The sequence below is a fragment of the Bacillus sp. AFS002410 genome, assembly GCF_002556365.1.
Classification (GTDB): Bacteria; Bacillota; Bacilli; order Bacillales; family Bacillaceae_G; genus Gottfriedia.
Map to the genome: position 1 here is coordinate 70,468 of NZ_NUEU01000013.1, position 16,858 is coordinate 87,325.

The window sequence follows — 16,858 nt, forward strand, 5'->3', positions numbered from 1 at the left end:
TCTTTACTTTATTTCATTTATTTGAACGAAGTCTTCTACTAATCAGAAAAAGTTGGAGACTGTGTTTTATATTAACGATTTATCCTGAATAAGGTCTAAAATGAAAAATGGTAATAGAGAAAGATCTATGTCATTAAAAATATCATCATTTATATAGTTATGTTTGTTTAGGTGTACTTTTATATAATCGTTTATGTAATTATTTATGAAATTATATATGTATTCAACTTTATTTAAAATTATATGTTCGTATATATAACGATAAATATTATCGAGTATAAAAACAAAATGGGGTTTAATCAATAAACCCGTAACGAGTGGAAATCAATGATTGAAGAATATATAGACACCGTGGTTCTGAACATGCCGATTTTGGATACAAGAAAATTAAAAGAGCTTGAAGGGGTTGGTCAACTCGTTTCAGAACTTGTTTTAACGCTTTTGTCATGGATGATAGAGGCAGAGCGAAGTCGGATCAAAACCGCACAGCGTGAAGAGATTTATATTGCAAAGGAAAAAGGAATTTATACCGGCAAGAAATTGAAGTACCATGTGGGGGCAATAGGACAGGATAAAATTGTTTATGATACAGTCGTACGATTATTGGCTACTGGTGAAAGTGTAATGGACATTCATCGCAAAACACATCTTTCTCGAAATACAATTTACGCTATAAAGCGTGAGATTGAACAGCTGAATTTTGAATCAATCCACTAAATATGATCTAATTTCGCTACAGAGCGTTTCTCAAGCATTTGAGTGGTTCCTTGGAGGAACGAAAAGTAATTTCTGTTTCAGCCACTTAAATAAACTATGTAGAATTCTTAATTGGTGTTTCTATGCTAAACTATGTTGAATAATATAGCTGAAATAGGCCTCATTACCAAAATATTCAACTAAGTTTACATTATGTTGAAAAATAATCTTTGGTTTTCCCATCATTTTAATACCCCCATTAAAAAAACTGTTTAGAAGTAATTCTACACAGTTTTTTTAAATTCCTATTAGATTGTCAACAGTCCCTTTTAGTGGCTTTTTTAATCGTTTTTTTTTGAAGACATAATGTATTCATTCAAAAATACATTTGCATCTTCGTCGATATTCATATTGTATTTATTACATATTGAAATTATTTTTTCTTTGGTAGGAAATTTTGTAGATTCGAAATCACGCAAGCTTTCAAGTTCATTTCTTAATTCATCGTTTCTTCCATCTTTAATTAAATTAGTTATGAAATAAGTGTAATAATCCCATGTTCTAAAACGATTATATTTATGTAAAGCTTTTAATATTTCTGGATCATAAATTTCTAGGGAATTGATAAGAGTATCAATTTGTGTTGTATATTTTCTTTCTTCTTTTGGGGGCATTCCACCCCAACGGTTATTATAAGTTAAGTTCGTAATGGAAGTCCAAATGAATGGTGTTGCTATCTCTTTAATTTGTTCAATGGTTGCATATGCTTCTTCTACAGTTTTCTTTAACTCAGCTTGTACTCCTGCTGCACTAAAACTTTGAAATTTATTCAAATTTATAAAAATAACAGTTATTGCACCAGCAGCGATAGCTAACCCCATTTCAGTAGGTTTTCCTATATAACCAAAATAAATTGATGGACCCATTATACAAATTAATGACAAAGTGTGTCTTAAAAAGATAAACAAGTAACTCTCCTCCAAAATTAGTATATATTTCCATGCGCTTTTAGTATTATAATCCCTTTTTTTGTATTAGTAAAAAAATCCATAAAAATTTATAAATTTTAAAAAAACAGCAAAATATAATGATCCATTAAGATTCATATCTTTTAATTTTATAATATCGTGAATTGATTAAGGGCAACAGATTGTATGGAATTTCGAGGCTTCTTCTAATTTTTTAGACTTATTCAACAGGCTTTAAATAAATATGAATAATACAAAATAGATATTTTGTTTTATTTAAATAATAGTACAAAATCATCAAAAATCATTGATAATCAAGGGTTTTGCTTTTTCTTTTGAGGAATATTAAAAAAATGAATTTAATGTTTTATTCGATTGTGATTTATTTAATTTAACATGATGAACTGTATATAACTCCAAATGAACTTTTATTAATTGATAGCCAATGGCTAGAATGGAAATCGGAAAATTTAAATCATATTGAGTACTCAATTAAGGGTTTAGAAGAAAAAATGTCTATCATAGAAGCCTTTAAGGGCTTATTCAGTTACTGACATTGTTAAAAATCAACAAGATAAACTTATTGATTTTTAACAACGTGCTATGAATTTCAATATTTTGAAAAGATTTTGTAGTTATATTAGTCTTTTGAACACACTAAATTTATCATTTGTTTTTTCAAATTCTTCTTTTCGGGCTATTGTCAAAGTTTCATAATTAATTTCAGATAAAAGTGGAATCATTTTTTTCAGTTTGATATTAGTGGAAGAAATGTTTTCAGTATTAATTCCAATTTTCTTAATCATTACAAGTTGTTTAACGATATTTAAAGATTCAATATCGTTATTTTCGAAAAAAAACCAACTATATAAACAATTCATATTCTCATTTTGAAATTGTTTTAAAATAAAACAATTGTACTTAATCTTAAAGTTGTCCCATTCAATTAATTTTGCGATTAATAAGATTAGATAATCTGAAATAGTATTTTTATCGTCTTCATTTGATTCCAGGTATAAAGAAATTAATTTTGAACCAACAATTAGACAAGAAAAATAAATAGAATTATTATTAAAATCTTTTAAAAAATATAGTAGACTCCTACGATTATTTTCTTGTATAAGGTGTATCATCAATTTACTTAATGGTATTCCAACAAGACATAAGTCTCCATCGTATTTGATAAGATCATATTCAATAACATTATATTTAACCATCCTAAGATTTTCATGAAATGGTTTTGAAACATCAAAAGAGATCATACGTAGGGATTCGAAATATTCAAAGAGTTGTTTAGATTTTTCGTTATCATCTAAAGAAAGCGATTTATCAATTAAATTGTAATAATCAATTAAAAAATTTCCATATAAAGGTGATAAATATAGCCACTTTAATTTACCGATACGTGTATATGAAAAATCGTTATTCAATTGGAAATAACAATAATGCATTGTGAATTCAATAGCTTTTAATAAAAGTTCTTTGTTTTGCTCGAATAGCATTTTATTTTTAGTTGAAGAAATACCTATAAATATTTTCTCCAATAACTTATTTATAGAATGAGAAGATATATATACTTCGTTTGAGATAAAGATACGTAACATTGTGTTATATTGATGTAATGCATCAAAGTATAATTCATTTCTTATAAATTCTTCGATGCAATTAGACCAAAATGTAATAATATCTGGAGCTTTAATTGTCTCTGTATAATTTTCTTGAATCTTTTTTTTATAATTTTTAAGTGATAAATTTGAAATTATTTCGTAAACTTTTGCATTTCTCCTATATTCAACATCTTTACGAAGAATTTTCTCTAATGTATCTTCATTTAAATCATATATATATTCAGATAATTGGTAAGTTGGATTTCTACTTATTTTTAAAGAATTACTAAAAATTTTTTTGTTTTCCCAATAATATATACTTAGTATTTTATTTCTGCTCAATCTTCGACTATTAGTATACAAGATTATTTTCGAAATCATGAGCATCAAAATTAAAAGGATAATTAAAAATAACGGAAGAATTATAGTGGATCTATTATCTGATAAATACATAGCAATATTAGTAGCCAGCAGTATAAAAAGTATTAAACTCACTGTAATAATGTTACCTAGGATAGAATTGGCAAATGCAATTCTGTAAATAGATGTTCCTAGTAATTTTTCTTTTTTTAAATTCGTTATTAATGAAAATAGAGATAAGATAAGAAAAGTAACACTTAATTGAGAAAAAACAATCTGTCTATTCAAATCTTCATGTACCTTTGGTATGTATCTTAATATATTTTTAATAAAATTAATGTTAATAAATCCGAACAATTGTAAAATTGTACCTAATATTAAAATGGTTAAAAGTAGTTCCAATTTCCTTGGAATCACACCAAGCTTGTAGAGAATAGGATATTTTATTTTCCTTTCAATTTTTTGATAATTTTCTAAAAAATTCAACCTGAGTTTTCTATATTTATTTCTAATTTTTTTATATATTTTTTTCATAGTATTTTCTCCATTCGAAGGAAACTAAAGTTACTATTTTTTATTTTATCCTTTAGTTTTTAAATTAGCTAGTTAATCTCGTATCGACTCCACTTTGACTCCAATTAACTTCAATTTATACCTATTTATTATTTTAGAGTGATTTAATGATTCATTAAGAATATAGAAATAACAATTAAAAGATTTAATTAAAGATTGAGTGGGAATAATCAGTAAACTCATGTTAGAGGTAATTACCCTTATTTATTGAGATTACAATAATGCCTCTACCTCCACTAAAATAATAAAACGAATTGTAGAAAGAGACGGTCAACTTATGCTTTTATACGATGTATTAAAAGAATATATTTAACAAACAAAGCAAAGATTGTAATTTAATTTTAGATCCATTTATTATGATAGTAGCTACAGTTTTCATAATAAATTGAATGGATTTTTTCGTTTAGGAATTATGATACATCCCAGGTTTATAGAACCTCCTTAGGAGGCTGTTCGATTTGTAACTTAATGAGGATGGGCGGGACTTTATCAAGTTTAGACGTATAATCGAGAATAGGATTGTTTTAGGTTAGATACAATTTCAAAAAAATTAAAAAAACATGTGTTTATTATGTAATGAGAGTATTACCATGAACCTAACTAAAGACACTTTAGAACAATGGAGTCTTTTTTGTGTTTACAAAGGTATACCTTTGTAAACACAGTAAATGAAACTATGAAACTAAGAACTATCAAGTTTATAAATGTCGTTAAAATTTTTTATAAACGTTTATATATTACGTGCACCTTTATAAACGACGCTGTTATAATTATGGTAAAAGATGTAAGAGGAGAAACTAACATGGCGACTATTTATGGATACATCCGCGTGAGCACGAATGTTAGAACTTAAGAAAGCAGGGTTGACCCTGCGATTTATCTTTAGAATAGGTTTATAACTGACGGTGATACTTTTGGTACTAGAAATAGGTCATAATTGTAAATAGTATAAATGTTGAAGCTAATCAAGTTTTGGATAGTTTAATAGACAGGAGAAGTACTTTTGATAGAAGTGTCTCCTAATCTATATATTGAAACCAGAATAACTAAAAAGCTAGTAGCGGGATTTTATACAAAAAAGAGAATGGTTACGGATGAGCATCTCAAAAAACCCTGTAGGTTTAACGATGTATAAAACGTGTATATCATGAGGAAAATGACAAAAGCCAATCTCTTGTGGAACAAGGAACTGGCTTTTGGTTAACTTCCGTTAAGAACTTTTATGTAAACTAGAATTGCATACTTATTCAAAAAAAATCTCATTCTTATGTAACTAATTTTAATAAATCAATTTTTTTTGATTAAATTATTGCATTTATTTGGTAAACTAACATATACTTAGTTCATCAAGAAAATTTGATGAAGGAGAAAGCAAATGACTGAGATGGCACAACAGTTCCAGAAATATGAGCAGAAATTTAAAGCGTTAGCTGATCAGAAGCGTCTAGAAATTATGTATGAGCTTTGCCAAAGAGGAAGTACATGTGTATGCGATTTAACGGAAACGTTCGATATGACACAATCAAAGCTTTCATATCATTTGAAAATCTTGTTGGACGCAGGACTCATCGTAAAAGAGACGAAAGGTACATGGAGCTATTATGATTTGAATGACACAGAAGTTAACAGCTTGCTATCAGAAGAGTTATGCTGTATCTTCCGAAAATCAGATAACGGTAAACGTAATAGTAATTGTTGTTAATTTTTTTATTCATTAAATCAATTTTTTTTGATTTAACAAAGGAGGAATTTTGTATGAAATATGTTCATGTAGGGGTTAACGTGACAAATTTAGAGGCATCAATCGCTTTTTATCAAAAGGTATTTGGTTTAGTACCTGTTAAAGTGAAAGAAGGATATGCGAAGTTTCTGTTAGAAAATCCAGGTCTTAATTTCACGCTAAACGTTCGTGATCAAGTTGAGGGTAATCAAGTAAATCACTTTGGTTTCCAAGTTGAAACAGCTAAAGAAATCTTAACCCATAAGGAAAGACTAGAAAAAGAAGGTTTCTTTGCCCGCGAAGAAATGGATACAACTTGTTGTTATGCAGTACAAGATAAGTTTTGGGTAACAGATCCAGACGGAAATGAATGGGAATTCTTCTATACCAAAGCAGATAGTGAAGTTCAAAAAATAGAAAATACGTCTTGTTGTAAAACTTCCACTGAATCTAAAGTTAATACTTGTTGTTAGTGTGTAAAAGGAGAAGAGAATGAAACGATTATCATTTTTAGACAAATATTTAACCCTTTGGATATTCGTAGCAATGGCAATTGGGATAATTCTTGGCATTTCAACACCTGGATTTGTAGATAGCCTAAACAAATTACAAGTTGGAACAACTTCAATACCTTTAGCTATCGGATTGATTTTAATGATGTATCCACCACTGGCGAAAGTTCGTTATGAAGAGATTGGAAGAGTATTTAAAGACATAAAAGTATTATTTCTATCATTAATTCAAAACTGGCTGATTGGACCAGTTTTGATGTTTTTATTAGCAATTATCTTTTTAAGAGATTATCCAGATTATATGGTTGGTTTAATCATGATCGGTTTAGCCCGATGCATTGCGATGGTGATCGTATGGAATGATTTAGCTGATGGTGATCGTGAATATGCGGCTGGATTAGTAGCCTTTAACTCGATTTTCCAAATGATCTTCTTCTCTGTTTACGCATATTTCTTCGTAACAGTATTACCAAAAGTTTTTGGTTTAGAAGGTATGTCAATCGATATTACAATGCCAGAAGTGGCAGAATCAGTTTTCATCTATTTAGGAATTCCATTCTTATCAGGACTATTAACAAGAATAATCCTTGTTAAAGTAAAGGGCAGAGAATGGTATGAAAAAGAATTTATTCCTAAAATTAGTCCGATAACACTTATCGCATTACTATTTACAATCATTGTAATGTTCTCATTAAAAGGAGAAGTAATTGTAGAACTTCCTTTAGATGTAGTACGTATTGCAATCCCTTTATTAATCTATTTCATTATTATGTTCTTCGTTTCTTTCTTCTTAGGGAAGAAATCAGGAGCGAGTTATGGGGTTTCAACTACTTTAGCTTTCACAGCTGGAAGTAATAATTTTGAATTAGCAATTGCAGTTGCAGTTGGAGTATTTGGAATTAATTCAGGAGCAGCATTCGCAGCAGTAATTGGTCCATTGGTTGAAGTACCCGTAATGATTGCGTTGGTTAATGCGGCGTTGTGGATGAGAAGAAAATATTTTGCAAAAGAAACAGCAATATAAATTTAAACAAAGGTGGAATACACATGCCAAATAATAAAAAAACAATTTACTTTTTATGTACTGGTAACTCCTGCCGTAGCCAAATGGCAGAAGCTTTGGGGAAACAATATCTAGGAAATGAATGGAATGTCTTATCAGCTGGGATCGAAGCACACGGTGTGAATCCAAATGCAATTAAAGCAATGGATGAAGTTGACATTGATATCCGAAATCAAACATCAGATGTAATTGATAATAACATCTTAAACAATGCAGATTTAGTAGTGACTTTATGTGGTCATGCGAATGATGTATGTCCAGTAACACCACCACATGTGAAACGTGTTCATTGGGGATTTGATGACCCAGCAGGTCAAGAATGGAGTGTATTCCAAAGAGTTCGTGATCAAATTGGACTTCGTATTAAACAGTTTTCTGAAACTGGCGAATAATTTTAAAAGAGTCTTCTAACTAGAAGGCTCTTTTTTGATACCTATAATCATCTTTATGTAAACTAGATTTGCAACTATATTCACGAAAAACGAGGTTCTTCTTCAACTACTGACAGGATAGTTGAAGAAGGTGATTGATATTTGTCTTTTGTCGCAACAAATAAATAAATAAATAAATAAATAAATAAATAATGTGTAACTACTATGAAAAGAATAATAGGAATGAAAGATAAAAATTTTATGATCGGTGATAAAATGAAAAATCTGATTAAAGAAATTAAAGAATTAAATGTTGAAATAAAGATCGCTCTTACCATATTTTTAGGTGGAATTTTTTCAATGCCAATTCAATATCTTAGAGGGGTATTTGGATTAAGTACCATGTATATAAAAATGATAGCGTTCATAATTCTTATGTTTTTTTTTCATTAAGATGTCTTCTGGAGTGGAAAGGAAGGAGAATGAAGATCACTAGTAAAAAGTACGACCAGTATGTGAAATAGAAAAGAAGATGCTCATTGAACTAAAGCTTGCCAAGTTGAATTATCACATATGTAAATATAGATCCTGATTTATAAATTCAAAAAAACCTTAGAATAAATATTCTAAGGGCTTTTTTCTATTTTCTTAAATGAATTATGTTTGCAGAATCATCTTAAAAGTATACTCCCAACGATTACCGAGATATCCTTTGTTTGTTAACTCTATTATTGTCCTGATTTTTGATTTTTGGCTTCTGCTTGAGCATTTTGTTCTTTTACTGCTTGTACATCTGTTTCACTAGCAAATTCTGTTCCGAATTTATTAGATGTAGATGCAGCATTTTGTTGATTTACTTTCTGAGCATTTGTTCCTGCTGAAGTTTTGTTAAATTTTTGGTTGTTATTCATTACTATCACCTCCATAAAAATTAATATTCCCAAGAGGTTTGTAACTATTCTAAAAGCTTTAAGCTTTTAAGGAATATGTGACATTACTAAATAGTAGAATAAGATTTGTAAACTACTTGTGGAATCATTTTCTGAATCTGCTCGAGTAGGAGCTGCCAAAGTAGTTACTCCACTATCTTCTGAACTTACAGTTCCATCAGTTTCGAATAACTTATTTAAGTCTTTTTCTTCATGCTTATTATAAATTACATTGCCCTCTTTTTTTTCTGGCTTATTTTCTGTTTTCTGAGCTGCGAAAGATGGTGTTGCAATACTTACCGTTAATAAAGATACTGCTACTCGTGTGGGCTAACCCACTCAATATATGGCATAATTCTACGATGTATCGAGGGTTTCCAGAAAAAACTTCCTTACAAACAGTCAAATTAGCATCAATCAATGAAAGGATTACCATACGATTCAAAAAAAGAAACAAATGATCAAATTAAAAAATTGGCATTTGCCTTAGATGTGACTCCTACAAAAGCGACTGCTCTCCTGATTGATGTTACGTTAAAGTACACGAACTTCATCAGTTCCTTTATAAAGGAAAATGTTACTTCCAAATTAGTTTATGAGCTTGTACAGCGTTTACGAGAAATGTTAGCTTATATTAATAAATTGAGTAAGTACACTTATACTTGGCCAACTTTTATCTCCTATCTTTACGGGGAATTAAGAGAAAATAAACTGTTTGTTTCAGAAGAGATTTATCATTGGATTCGAGCTTATGAATAAGAGAATTAGCTTAATGATTCTCAAACTGTCGAAAATATCGGATCTTCTTGGATACTTTGAATGATGAAACCGAACGTTTAGAAAATCAAAACCTTAAAGGATAAGAGATTTATAGATATACTTTGGGCGGCAGCACTAAGGATTAATCAGAAAGAGAAGAGCGTCTTTCTGTCATTCCGTAGGTTCCTGTTCCATTTACGACAAGGCCATACCGAACGAGCCGAAAGCTGAATATCAAAAAATTGATTGATTAAAAGAATAAAAGACAAGGAAAGCAGCCGAAGATTACTCGGCTGCTTTTTATTGTTATTTTTCCCATTTTCCTTCCGAATCGTAAAACAGCGCAAGCCGACTAAGCTTCCTCACCGGTAGGACACCCGAACCTTTCCGGCAGGAAACTAAGACAGCTAGTCAATTGGTCAAGGGGCAAAAAAGTTTTTTATTAAGAGCGCTATCGCAACATAAAAAACTTTTTGTGCGAAGAGCACCCTTGACCAATTGCCTATGCGTGTTTTTCGTTCTACTTGCAAAAGGGGAAAAATAATCCCCCTTTGGGGAACCTATTCGCTTCGTCAGTCAAAAGAAAAAAGAAAATCAAAGGAAAATGAGAATTTAAAAATGGAATTAACAACAGTCTTTGAAGTGGTAAGAATTAAGCAGGAAATTAGAGAAGTATCAGCACCGTTTGTAAGTTATAGTATCCAATGCCCAGAAGATGCACAAAATTTAGCGGCATCCTACATCGCAGATGAGGATAGAGAAGTGTTTCTAGTATTGATGCTCAATACAAAAAATCAAGTGGTTGGGCTACATAGAGCACATGTGGGCAGTTTAAATTCAAGTATTGTTCATCCTAGAGACGTGATGAAAGCGGCAATTCTCAATAATGCAGCTTCCATTATTGTTAGTCATCAGCATCCAAGCGGGAACGCATCACCGAGCCAAGAAGATATTGAAGTTACGAAAAGACTTGCTGAAGCCGGGAAAATTTTAGGCATCGAAGTTCTTGACCATGTGATAGTATCCCATACAGGAAAACATGTCAGCTTAAAAGAAAAAGGCTATCTATAAAATTTTAAAAATAGCAAAGGGGCTGTGCCCCTTTGCAAAAAAGAATAAGAGGGATGATGAAAATGGACTTAAATAGAATGGTAGAGATTGTAAATGTAAATGAAAAGGCTTTGTGGGAATTTTCTGATAGCAATGACTTTCTTGAACTGTTTGATAAAGATGATAATGGGGGTAGGGACATAGAAGAAAAGAATAAATCCCATAAAGAAGCATGTAAGGTAGTAAAGGACCTGGCAGAAATTTTAGAAAAAAATGGATATGAACGAACCAAAGACACTGGCAGATTTTTACAAGAAGGAGAAGAAGCATTTTATATAGAGGGTGCTTATGAATGGTATGACTCAAAGGTTGCAATCATCAAAGATTGTTATAAGTCTGGCATGACAAAGAAAGAAATTAAGGAATGTTTGTTTGATTATGAATTGAATCCAGAAGGACATATTTTACTGGACAGAGTTCTACTTATAGGGGAAAGGTATGCTAACTCTAAAGAAAGTAGTGGAATGGTGTATATATTGTGAAAATGAGTTTGAGCTAAAAGTGGAGTTTGTTATACAACCGTGTCCCGTTTGTAATCACACTATTTTACCTTGTGCTCAATGTATTGATATAAAGTGTAGTAAATGTCCGTTCTATCTTTTATTTTAGTGTTTAGGTTAGCTAGAAAAATTGAAAAAGGGCGAAGGGGGTTTGCCCCTTTGCTTAAAAAAGGAAAAATCAACGTGAGCTAGAAAAGTAGAATAAGTGCTGGAATGTCAGCCGATATAGCTTCACGATTGGAGGAAAAAACATCCGTTTTTTTCTTGATGAAAACAGGCATCGAGCCTGTTTGGCGGTTGCTTAGCAACCTTTAAAACCTTTGAAAGATTATTCAAGTAAGAGCGGCAAAACAGATTCATTATTTCTTTTATCTGTGCCAGAACCATTTAAAGAAATGGAAAGAGCGAATTTTTTTAGAGTGTATATTGAAGCTCGCTTGCTGACATAATCGTTAACGATCTACTATCAGCTTTGAAACTGATTATTTTTTAAAAAAAACAGTATGCGATTTTACTTCGTCGTAACGGAGTATCGATTGTAAGTGGCTACTTTTTATGAAATAAGTGTCTTCTCCTTGTTCCCGGGGCAAGGGGAAGATTTTAAATTAAAGGTTGTTCTATCTGCCCAGTCAAGTTGTTTAAAACCGGCAGTCACGTTCTTCCATAAAATCCTATTTATGGGAGAATAATCTCAGACAAAATTGGTTATTTATGTTGTCGTAAGCTCTGATTTTGCGAAAGTTTTCACTTAAACAAAATGGGCAGGTTAGTGGAATAAGGATAATTTGAAATTCTATCGAAAAAGGCAAAATTACCCCAAATTACAAATACTAATTCAGTTGATATAATTAAACTGAAATTATAAAAAAGTTTGGAGATACAAATGAAACAAACAATGACTATCAGAGAATTTCTTAAAGAACAAGGCTTTAACATAGCATTTAATGTAACATTGATAATTCAAATTTTATTGAAATACACAGGAGTAATGGAACAAGGTCTTAAATTTCTTGCAATTGGTTTGTTTATTCTTTTAGCCTGTTTATTATTAGTTAAATTAATAAATAAATTGTTCTTAAAACTAAATTTATTCAAACATGTATTAGAGGAAAAAAGTAAAAGAAAATATATGCAATTAATAAAATGGTCTTATCGTATATTAGTGCTTATTATAATTTGGCAAAGCTAGTTTAGCTGTTTGATTTGTTTCTTATACAACTAACGAGCGCGTTAGTTAAACAACAAATAGAGGATGATCACAGGATCATCCTCTATTTTATTTAAATTGCAGGATAGTCGAATAAGCTTAACGAATACATAGTTACCCAATTAGTTCTAAAAAACCAGAGGTTGAAGATCACAAACTGCTTAATTGCAGTTTTTTTATTGTAGTAAATGGCAGGTTAGTTGAAGAGTGCTTTGACCTTTGTTCAACAATTGGGCCATTTAGTTGAAGATCTCATCAGATAAATAATAATATTTAAAGGAATAATTCATTCTGATAAAGAATATTAAAAAACGTGATGATTAGGAGGCGATTGTATGGCAAATCATGTAGAAAATCTATATAACTATCATGTATGGGCAAATCAACGGATAATTGATCATCTTAAGACACTTTCTCCTAAGAAATATCAAAAGGAAATGAAAAGTGTCTTTTCTTCTGTTTCAAAGGTTTTATCTCATCTATATTTGGTGGAATATGGATGGCTTAATACCCTCGAGGGTCAGAGTATGAATGAAGCAATGCAATCTTCATTTCAAATTCAAGAAAAAATTGAGAAACTGCCCATTGAAGACTTAGAAACGGAATTTCACACTTTAACATCTCGGTTTAAAACCTTTTTGAACAGACAGGAGGATATGGAAAAGAGAATAATGTTGGATAATCCATGGGCAGGATTAAGAGAAACAAGTATATCTGAAATGGTCGTACACGTAGTGAATCATGGAACCTATCATAGAGGGAATATTTCAGCTATGTTACATCAGTTGGGTGAATCCTCAGTTATGACTGATTATGCTTTTTATTGGTATTCTTGAAATGTTATTCATTATAAATAGGCAACAGAAGAGTAATCCATTTTTTCTTCAAAAAGTTGACGTTAGTTGAGAATTGAGAGATGTTTACACAGATCTTTCTTTGAGCTAACGAATAACTTTAATCAAACAATTGTTGATCCAAAGTAATCTCATTCTTCTACGATATCTAACATTACCAGCAAGAATAAGTGAATTGCCTCCACAATACCGGCTAATATGAGCTTCTTGTTTAATCAAGAAAAGGGCGCGATTCTTTAATAAGAATAGCTTTTCTTAATGAACTAACGCATGCATGTGCGGCCGAGCCTAGGTCGTATCATATAACGGGTGGGATTCCCGTCGAGTAAGAACTAGCCATTCGCTCGTAGCGAGTCTTGGAGGGTTAAAGGTAACTTTAATCTTTAAGCGTAGACAGTTAGGTAGCGAGCCGAAAGCCAAATGGTTGAAGGGATTGAGCTCCATAATGTTAGTAAAACGAGAGGGCTGATGCTTTATGCATAGCAGAAAGCTACACTCTACCTTTCGGTAAGGCGAGAATGGTAAAGCCTCTCTGGAGTCATAGACCTTGACACGTTATACATTGATATGATACGGCAACTCGGGAGACCCTGATATTATCCCCTTATAGTAGACACGGAAAAAAGCCTATCCCTTATAATGGATAGGTAATCTACTATAGGGGGATTTATTATGCCTTTAAAAGGAACTAAATTTAAGAAATATTCGATTGAATTCAAGCTTAAGTGTAGATTGTCAACTAAAATTGCCCCACCTTTTGCACTGAATTTTGCCCCACCCTATACTTCTAATTTTTCTAATCTTTCTTTCATTCGATAACTATTTCCATTAATATTAAATATATGACAATGATGAGCTAAACGATCTAATATCGCGGATGAGATCACTTGGTCACCAAAAACTTGATCCCATTGATCGAACGGCATGTTTGTAGTAACGATTATTGATCCACTTTCATATCTGCGGCTGATAAACTGAAAGAATAAGTTTGCTTTTTCTTTGTCTATTGGCATATATCCAATCTCATCAATGACAATTAATTGTATTCTTGCTAGAGATTCTATCCGTTCTGTTAAGTTGTTTTCAATTAATGATGAGTAGAGTAGGTCCATTAACTCTTTCGCAGAATAAAATGCTACCCTATATTTTGCTATACACGCTTTTATTCCTAGGGCGATTGCCAAGTGTGTTTTCCCCACACCTGGCGGTCCCATAAATAATATATTTTCTTTTTTCTCTAGGAAGCCTAAGTTAGCTAGTTCCCTCATGTATGTATCATTGATAGATGGTTGGAAGGCGAAATCGAACTCTTCTATTGTTGATACTTTAGTGAACTTTGCTAATGAAATCTTACGATTTATTGATCGATCTGTTTTTGATAATATTTCTGCCTCAAATAATTTTGATAAATACCCTACATAACTTAGTTTTGTTTTCGCTGCTTGTTCTGCTTCTACTTCGTAGATTTCACTAATTTCTTTGAGATGTAATTCTTTTAGAATATTCGTCAAACGCTCATTCAGTTCACTTTTCATTCTTTTTCTCCCTCTAATGTAATAACCCACTATAATAGTCTAAGGATCTTGTTTTTGTTTGAACGTCCGGAATCCTTGATGCTTGAGGAACAATCGTTTTCTTTCTAGCTATATTTTTTAATAGATTAACTAAAAAATTGTACTCTGTACGCTTATATAAAATGGCTTGTTTCAATACTTCTTCAACTTGATACACTTCATAATGATTTAATAGTTCAAGAATATTCCGATATCTATGAGTGTAATTTGCTTTCACATCAGTTTTTAATAGATCCGTGTATTCTTTCCCAACGGAAAATGTATCAATAAACTTTTCTCGTACTTTTGGAAGGCTTTTAGGTGTTGATCCTTTCACACCTTCATAATGTACTTCATTTATAACTGTTGCTCCTTTTTGGGTTGATAGAATATGTTCACAAACAATCATTCCTGATTCATTCAATATTTGTAAGAGATGACCTTGTTTTTCATTCAACCAAATACTCTTCCCGGCATATTGATTTGGAACACTATATTTCACTCCGCGATAGGATACCAAACAATCCCAACTAACTTTTCTAGTTTCTTTTAGGTGATGAGAATAACGACTAATTGGTAACTCCATTAGTACCGGCTGCTCTTCATTATATAGAATGGCAGGTGGGACCAAGGTTGTTTTGTTAGGTTCCAATTCCCATTCATGTATAAATTCCTCTGCACGATTCTGTAACTCTTCAAAACTATTAAACTCATTTCCCTTAATAAAATGTTGTTCAATGTAATAAAATGGTCGTTCTACTTTTCCTTTTGTCCTAGGCCAATACGTCTGGCAAGCATAAGGGCTGAACCGATAGGTTCTAGCCAATTCCAAAAATTTGGGATGATACACTGCTTGATCGTCACGTGGGTGGCTTAATACAAGTTGTTTTGCATTATCAATGACTACTTGCTTCGGCACACCATTAAACCCACGTATTCCACTTTCGAGAGCGTCTAATACTGCTTCAATTCTTTGTGTTTTACTAAATACTATCTGTTTTTTGCGACTATAGGATAGAATCGTTAGAAAACAATATACTTGTACAATTTCTCCTGCAATGACAACAGAATAAGGAGACCAATCAAACTGAGCTTGTTCACCTGGATTGGTTTCAAATCGAACCGTTGTTTTAAAAGCTTCTACGTTTTCCTTATGGAAGTTGATAAATCGATATAGTGTAGTAATCGAACCTGTATAACCTACTTTACAAATCTCTTTATAAATCCGATTGCCAATCAACTTTTTAGACATCAGCTCTAAAAACTAACTCTTCGTATTCTCTGATTAACTTATTTTCACAAGGAGTACGAGAGTACTTTGGTAAATTACTTTCCTTCAATGCTTTTCTTACAGTATTTCTAGATGCACCAACCATTCTTGCGATGGATCTGATCGAATGTCCTTCTGTCGATAAACTTCTAATTTTAGTCCAAGTATTAATCGTGATCATTCCCCCAATTACACCCCTCATTTTCTTTATGAGAAAAGTGTAACGATTATTTTATTGGTGGGTCAATTTTCGATGATAATAGTGGGTCAGTTTTCATTGTAAATCTACAATTAATGGATTAATAACGATATAAATATAATTTGAGTTATCTAAGAACTGCATAACAGGTGAATGGTAATGCCCTGTTGATTCCATTATCAATACTGGTTTTGTGTTCGTTGTTTCTTCGATACTCTTTAAGAATTGAAGTAGCTGCTCAAAGCCTTCAACCGTATGTAAAATCTTAAAACTTCTTTTAAAAGGAGTCTTTTTATCTAAAAAACCTTGAACCTGACTCTCTCCTTTTGCGACATCCAGACCAACTACTGGATTCATAATTATCTCCTCCTAAAACTAAATTTATCGGTTCCCCTAATACTCCCTTATAGTGTCATAGGTTCGCTTGTTATGCGGGATCCTTGTCCCAACCAGCCCAAAGCATGTTTCTATAAGTAGGGGGTGAACTGTTTAGTTGACGGGGTCTAAGCCCCACGCAAGCTTCGTTCTGCCCCGACTACTTTAATCATAAGACCATATAAAAAATGGTCAACCAGAAAATTTAACTGGTTGACCTTATAATACGAAC

General features: G+C 31.7%; 17 protein-coding genes. 10 read left to right on the forward strand and 7 right to left on the reverse strand.

Translation table 11 applies throughout. The annotated features are described in order from the left end of the window. Window positions 1–327: 327 nt before the first annotated feature. The gene (locus CN692_RS10845; RefSeq protein ID WP_142317520.1) at window positions 328–717 is read left to right on the forward strand and encodes a helix-turn-helix domain-containing protein; all 390 of its coding nucleotides are present in this window, start codon (window positions 328–330) and stop codon (window positions 715–717) included. A gap of 320 nt (window positions 718–1,037) precedes the next feature. Here the strand turns inward: CN692_RS10845 and CN692_RS10850 are convergent, their stop codons facing one another. Further along, entirely contained in the window at window positions 1,038–1,664 is a 627-nt protein-coding gene (locus tag CN692_RS10850) for a hypothetical protein (protein WP_098119177.1), read from the reverse strand. Between the two features lie 635 nt (window positions 1,665–2,299). Further along, window positions 2,300–4,165, reverse strand: a complete 1,866-nt coding sequence (locus tag CN692_RS10855; RefSeq protein WP_098119178.1) for a hypothetical protein — start codon at window positions 4,163–4,165, stop codon at window positions 2,300–2,302. A gap of 1,423 nt (window positions 4,166–5,588) precedes the next feature. Here CN692_RS10855 and CN692_RS10860 point away from each other — a divergent pair. Genes CN692_RS10860 through arsC form a run of 4 tightly spaced genes read left to right on the forward strand, consistent with a single transcriptional unit; the run spans window position 5,589 to window position 7,891 of the window. Further along, window positions 5,589–5,906 carry an ArsR/SmtB family transcription factor gene (locus CN692_RS10860; protein WP_098119197.1) on the forward strand — a complete coding sequence of 106 codons (318 nt, stop codon included), beginning with the start codon at window positions 5,589–5,591 and terminating at the stop codon, window positions 5,904–5,906. A 53-nt stretch (window positions 5,907–5,959) separates the two neighbouring features. Next, window positions 5,960–6,397 (forward strand): ArsI/CadI family heavy metal resistance metalloenzyme, encoded by a 438-nt coding sequence (locus CN692_RS10865; protein WP_098119179.1) that lies wholly within the window; start codon window positions 5,960–5,962, stop codon window positions 6,395–6,397. A gap of 19 nt (window positions 6,398–6,416) precedes the next feature. Beyond that, window positions 6,417–7,460, forward strand: a complete 1,044-nt coding sequence (arsB, locus tag CN692_RS10870) for an ACR3 family arsenite efflux transporter (RefSeq protein ID WP_098119180.1) — start codon at window positions 6,417–6,419, stop codon at window positions 7,458–7,460. 23 nt (window positions 7,461–7,483) lie between these two features. Beyond that, a complete protein-coding gene (gene arsC, locus CN692_RS10875) occupies window positions 7,484–7,891 on the forward strand; it encodes an arsenate reductase (thioredoxin) (protein ID WP_098119181.1) in 408 nt (135 codons plus the stop codon). Between the two features lie 707 nt (window positions 7,892–8,598). Here the strand turns inward: arsC and CN692_RS10885 are convergent. Then, entirely contained in the window at window positions 8,599–8,796 is a 198-nt protein-coding gene (locus CN692_RS10885; protein WP_098119183.1) for a gamma-type small acid-soluble spore protein, read from the reverse strand. Window positions 8,797–9,219: 423 nt separating this feature from the next. Here CN692_RS10885 and CN692_RS10890 point away from each other — a divergent pair, with 423 nt between their 5' ends. From CN692_RS10890 to CN692_RS10910, 5 genes are all read left to right on the forward strand, one after another. Further along, a complete protein-coding gene (locus CN692_RS10890; RefSeq protein ID WP_098119184.1) occupies window positions 9,220–9,558 on the forward strand; it encodes a hypothetical protein in 339 nt (112 codons plus the stop codon). Window positions 9,559–10,176: 618 nt separating this feature from the next. Then, window positions 10,177–10,629, forward strand: a complete 453-nt coding sequence (locus tag CN692_RS10895; protein ID WP_098119185.1) for a JAB domain-containing protein — start codon at window positions 10,177–10,179, stop codon at window positions 10,627–10,629. A gap of 32 nt (window positions 10,630–10,661) precedes the next feature. Next, window positions 10,662–11,150: a hypothetical protein gene (locus tag CN692_RS10900; protein ID WP_098119186.1), complete on the forward strand. Its 489-nt coding sequence runs from the start codon at window positions 10,662–10,664 to the stop codon at window positions 11,148–11,150. A gap of 901 nt (window positions 11,151–12,051) precedes the next feature. Next, a complete protein-coding gene (locus CN692_RS10905; RefSeq protein WP_098119187.1) occupies window positions 12,052–12,357 on the forward strand; it encodes a hypothetical protein in 306 nt (101 codons plus the stop codon). Between the two features lie 353 nt (window positions 12,358–12,710). Beyond that, window positions 12,711–13,211 (forward strand): DinB family protein, encoded by a 501-nt coding sequence (locus tag CN692_RS10910; RefSeq protein WP_098119188.1) that lies wholly within the window; start codon window positions 12,711–12,713, stop codon window positions 13,209–13,211. A gap of 797 nt (window positions 13,212–14,008) precedes the next feature. On the opposite strand, the gene istB is transcribed toward CN692_RS10910, so the two are convergent. The 4 genes from istB to CN692_RS10930 all read right to left on the reverse strand — a co-directional run bounded on the left by istB (window position 14,009) and on the right by CN692_RS10930 (window position 16,608). Further along, entirely contained in the window at window positions 14,009–14,764 is a 756-nt protein-coding gene (gene istB, locus CN692_RS10915; RefSeq protein WP_098119189.1) for an IS21-like element helper ATPase IstB, read from the reverse strand. 13 nt (window positions 14,765–14,777) lie between these two features. Next, window positions 14,778–16,022: an IS21 family transposase gene (gene istA, locus CN692_RS10920; RefSeq protein WP_179874416.1), complete on the reverse strand. Its 1,245-nt coding sequence runs from the start codon at window positions 16,020–16,022 to the stop codon at window positions 14,778–14,780. A 4-nt stretch (window positions 16,023–16,026) separates the two neighbouring features. Further along, entirely contained in the window at window positions 16,027–16,233 is a 207-nt protein-coding gene (locus CN692_RS10925) for a hypothetical protein (RefSeq protein ID WP_098119191.1), read from the reverse strand. A 93-nt stretch (window positions 16,234–16,326) separates the two neighbouring features. Next, window positions 16,327–16,608 (reverse strand): IS110 family transposase, encoded by a 282-nt coding sequence (locus CN692_RS10930; protein ID WP_098119192.1) that lies wholly within the window; start codon window positions 16,606–16,608, stop codon window positions 16,327–16,329. Window positions 16,609–16,858: the final 250 nt, after the last annotated feature.

What these genes read in the sequence shown, in the direction of transcription:
- CN692_RS10845 (WP_142317520.1), top strand. Translation starts at nt 328, where the DNA reads ATGATTGAAGAATATATAGACACCGTGGTTCTGAACATGCCGATTTTG.
- CN692_RS10855 (WP_098119178.1), bottom strand. Translation starts at nt 4,165, where the DNA reads ATGAAAAAAATATATAAAAAAATTAGAAATAAATATAGAAAACTCAGG.
- CN692_RS10860 (WP_098119197.1), top strand. Translation starts at nt 5,589, where the DNA reads ATGGCACAACAGTTCCAGAAATATGAGCAGAAATTTAAAGCGTTAGCT.
- CN692_RS10865 (WP_098119179.1), top strand. Translation starts at nt 5,960, where the DNA reads ATGAAATATGTTCATGTAGGGGTTAACGTGACAAATTTAGAGGCATCA.
- arsB (WP_098119180.1), top strand. Translation starts at nt 6,417, where the DNA reads ATGAAACGATTATCATTTTTAGACAAATATTTAACCCTTTGGATATTC.
- arsC (WP_098119181.1), top strand. Translation starts at nt 7,484, where the DNA reads ATGCCAAATAATAAAAAAACAATTTACTTTTTATGTACTGGTAACTCC.
- CN692_RS10885 (WP_098119183.1), bottom strand. Translation starts at nt 8,796, where the DNA reads ATGGAGGTGATAGTAATGAATAACAACCAAAAATTTAACAAAACTTCA.
- CN692_RS10890 (WP_098119184.1), top strand. Translation starts at nt 9,220, where the DNA reads ATGAAAGGATTACCATACGATTCAAAAAAAGAAACAAATGATCAAATT.
- CN692_RS10895 (WP_098119185.1), top strand. Translation starts at nt 10,177, where the DNA reads ATGGAATTAACAACAGTCTTTGAAGTGGTAAGAATTAAGCAGGAAATT.
- CN692_RS10905 (WP_098119187.1), top strand. Translation starts at nt 12,052, where the DNA reads ATGAAACAAACAATGACTATCAGAGAATTTCTTAAAGAACAAGGCTTT.
- CN692_RS10910 (WP_098119188.1), top strand. Translation starts at nt 12,711, where the DNA reads ATGGCAAATCATGTAGAAAATCTATATAACTATCATGTATGGGCAAAT.
- istB (WP_098119189.1), bottom strand. Translation starts at nt 14,764, where the DNA reads ATGAAAAGTGAACTGAATGAGCGTTTGACGAATATTCTAAAAGAATTA.
- CN692_RS10925 (WP_098119191.1), bottom strand. Translation starts at nt 16,233, where the DNA reads ATGATCACGATTAATACTTGGACTAAAATTAGAAGTTTATCGACAGAA.
- CN692_RS10930 (WP_098119192.1), bottom strand. Translation starts at nt 16,608, where the DNA reads ATGAATCCAGTAGTTGGTCTGGATGTCGCAAAAGGAGAGAGTCAGGTT.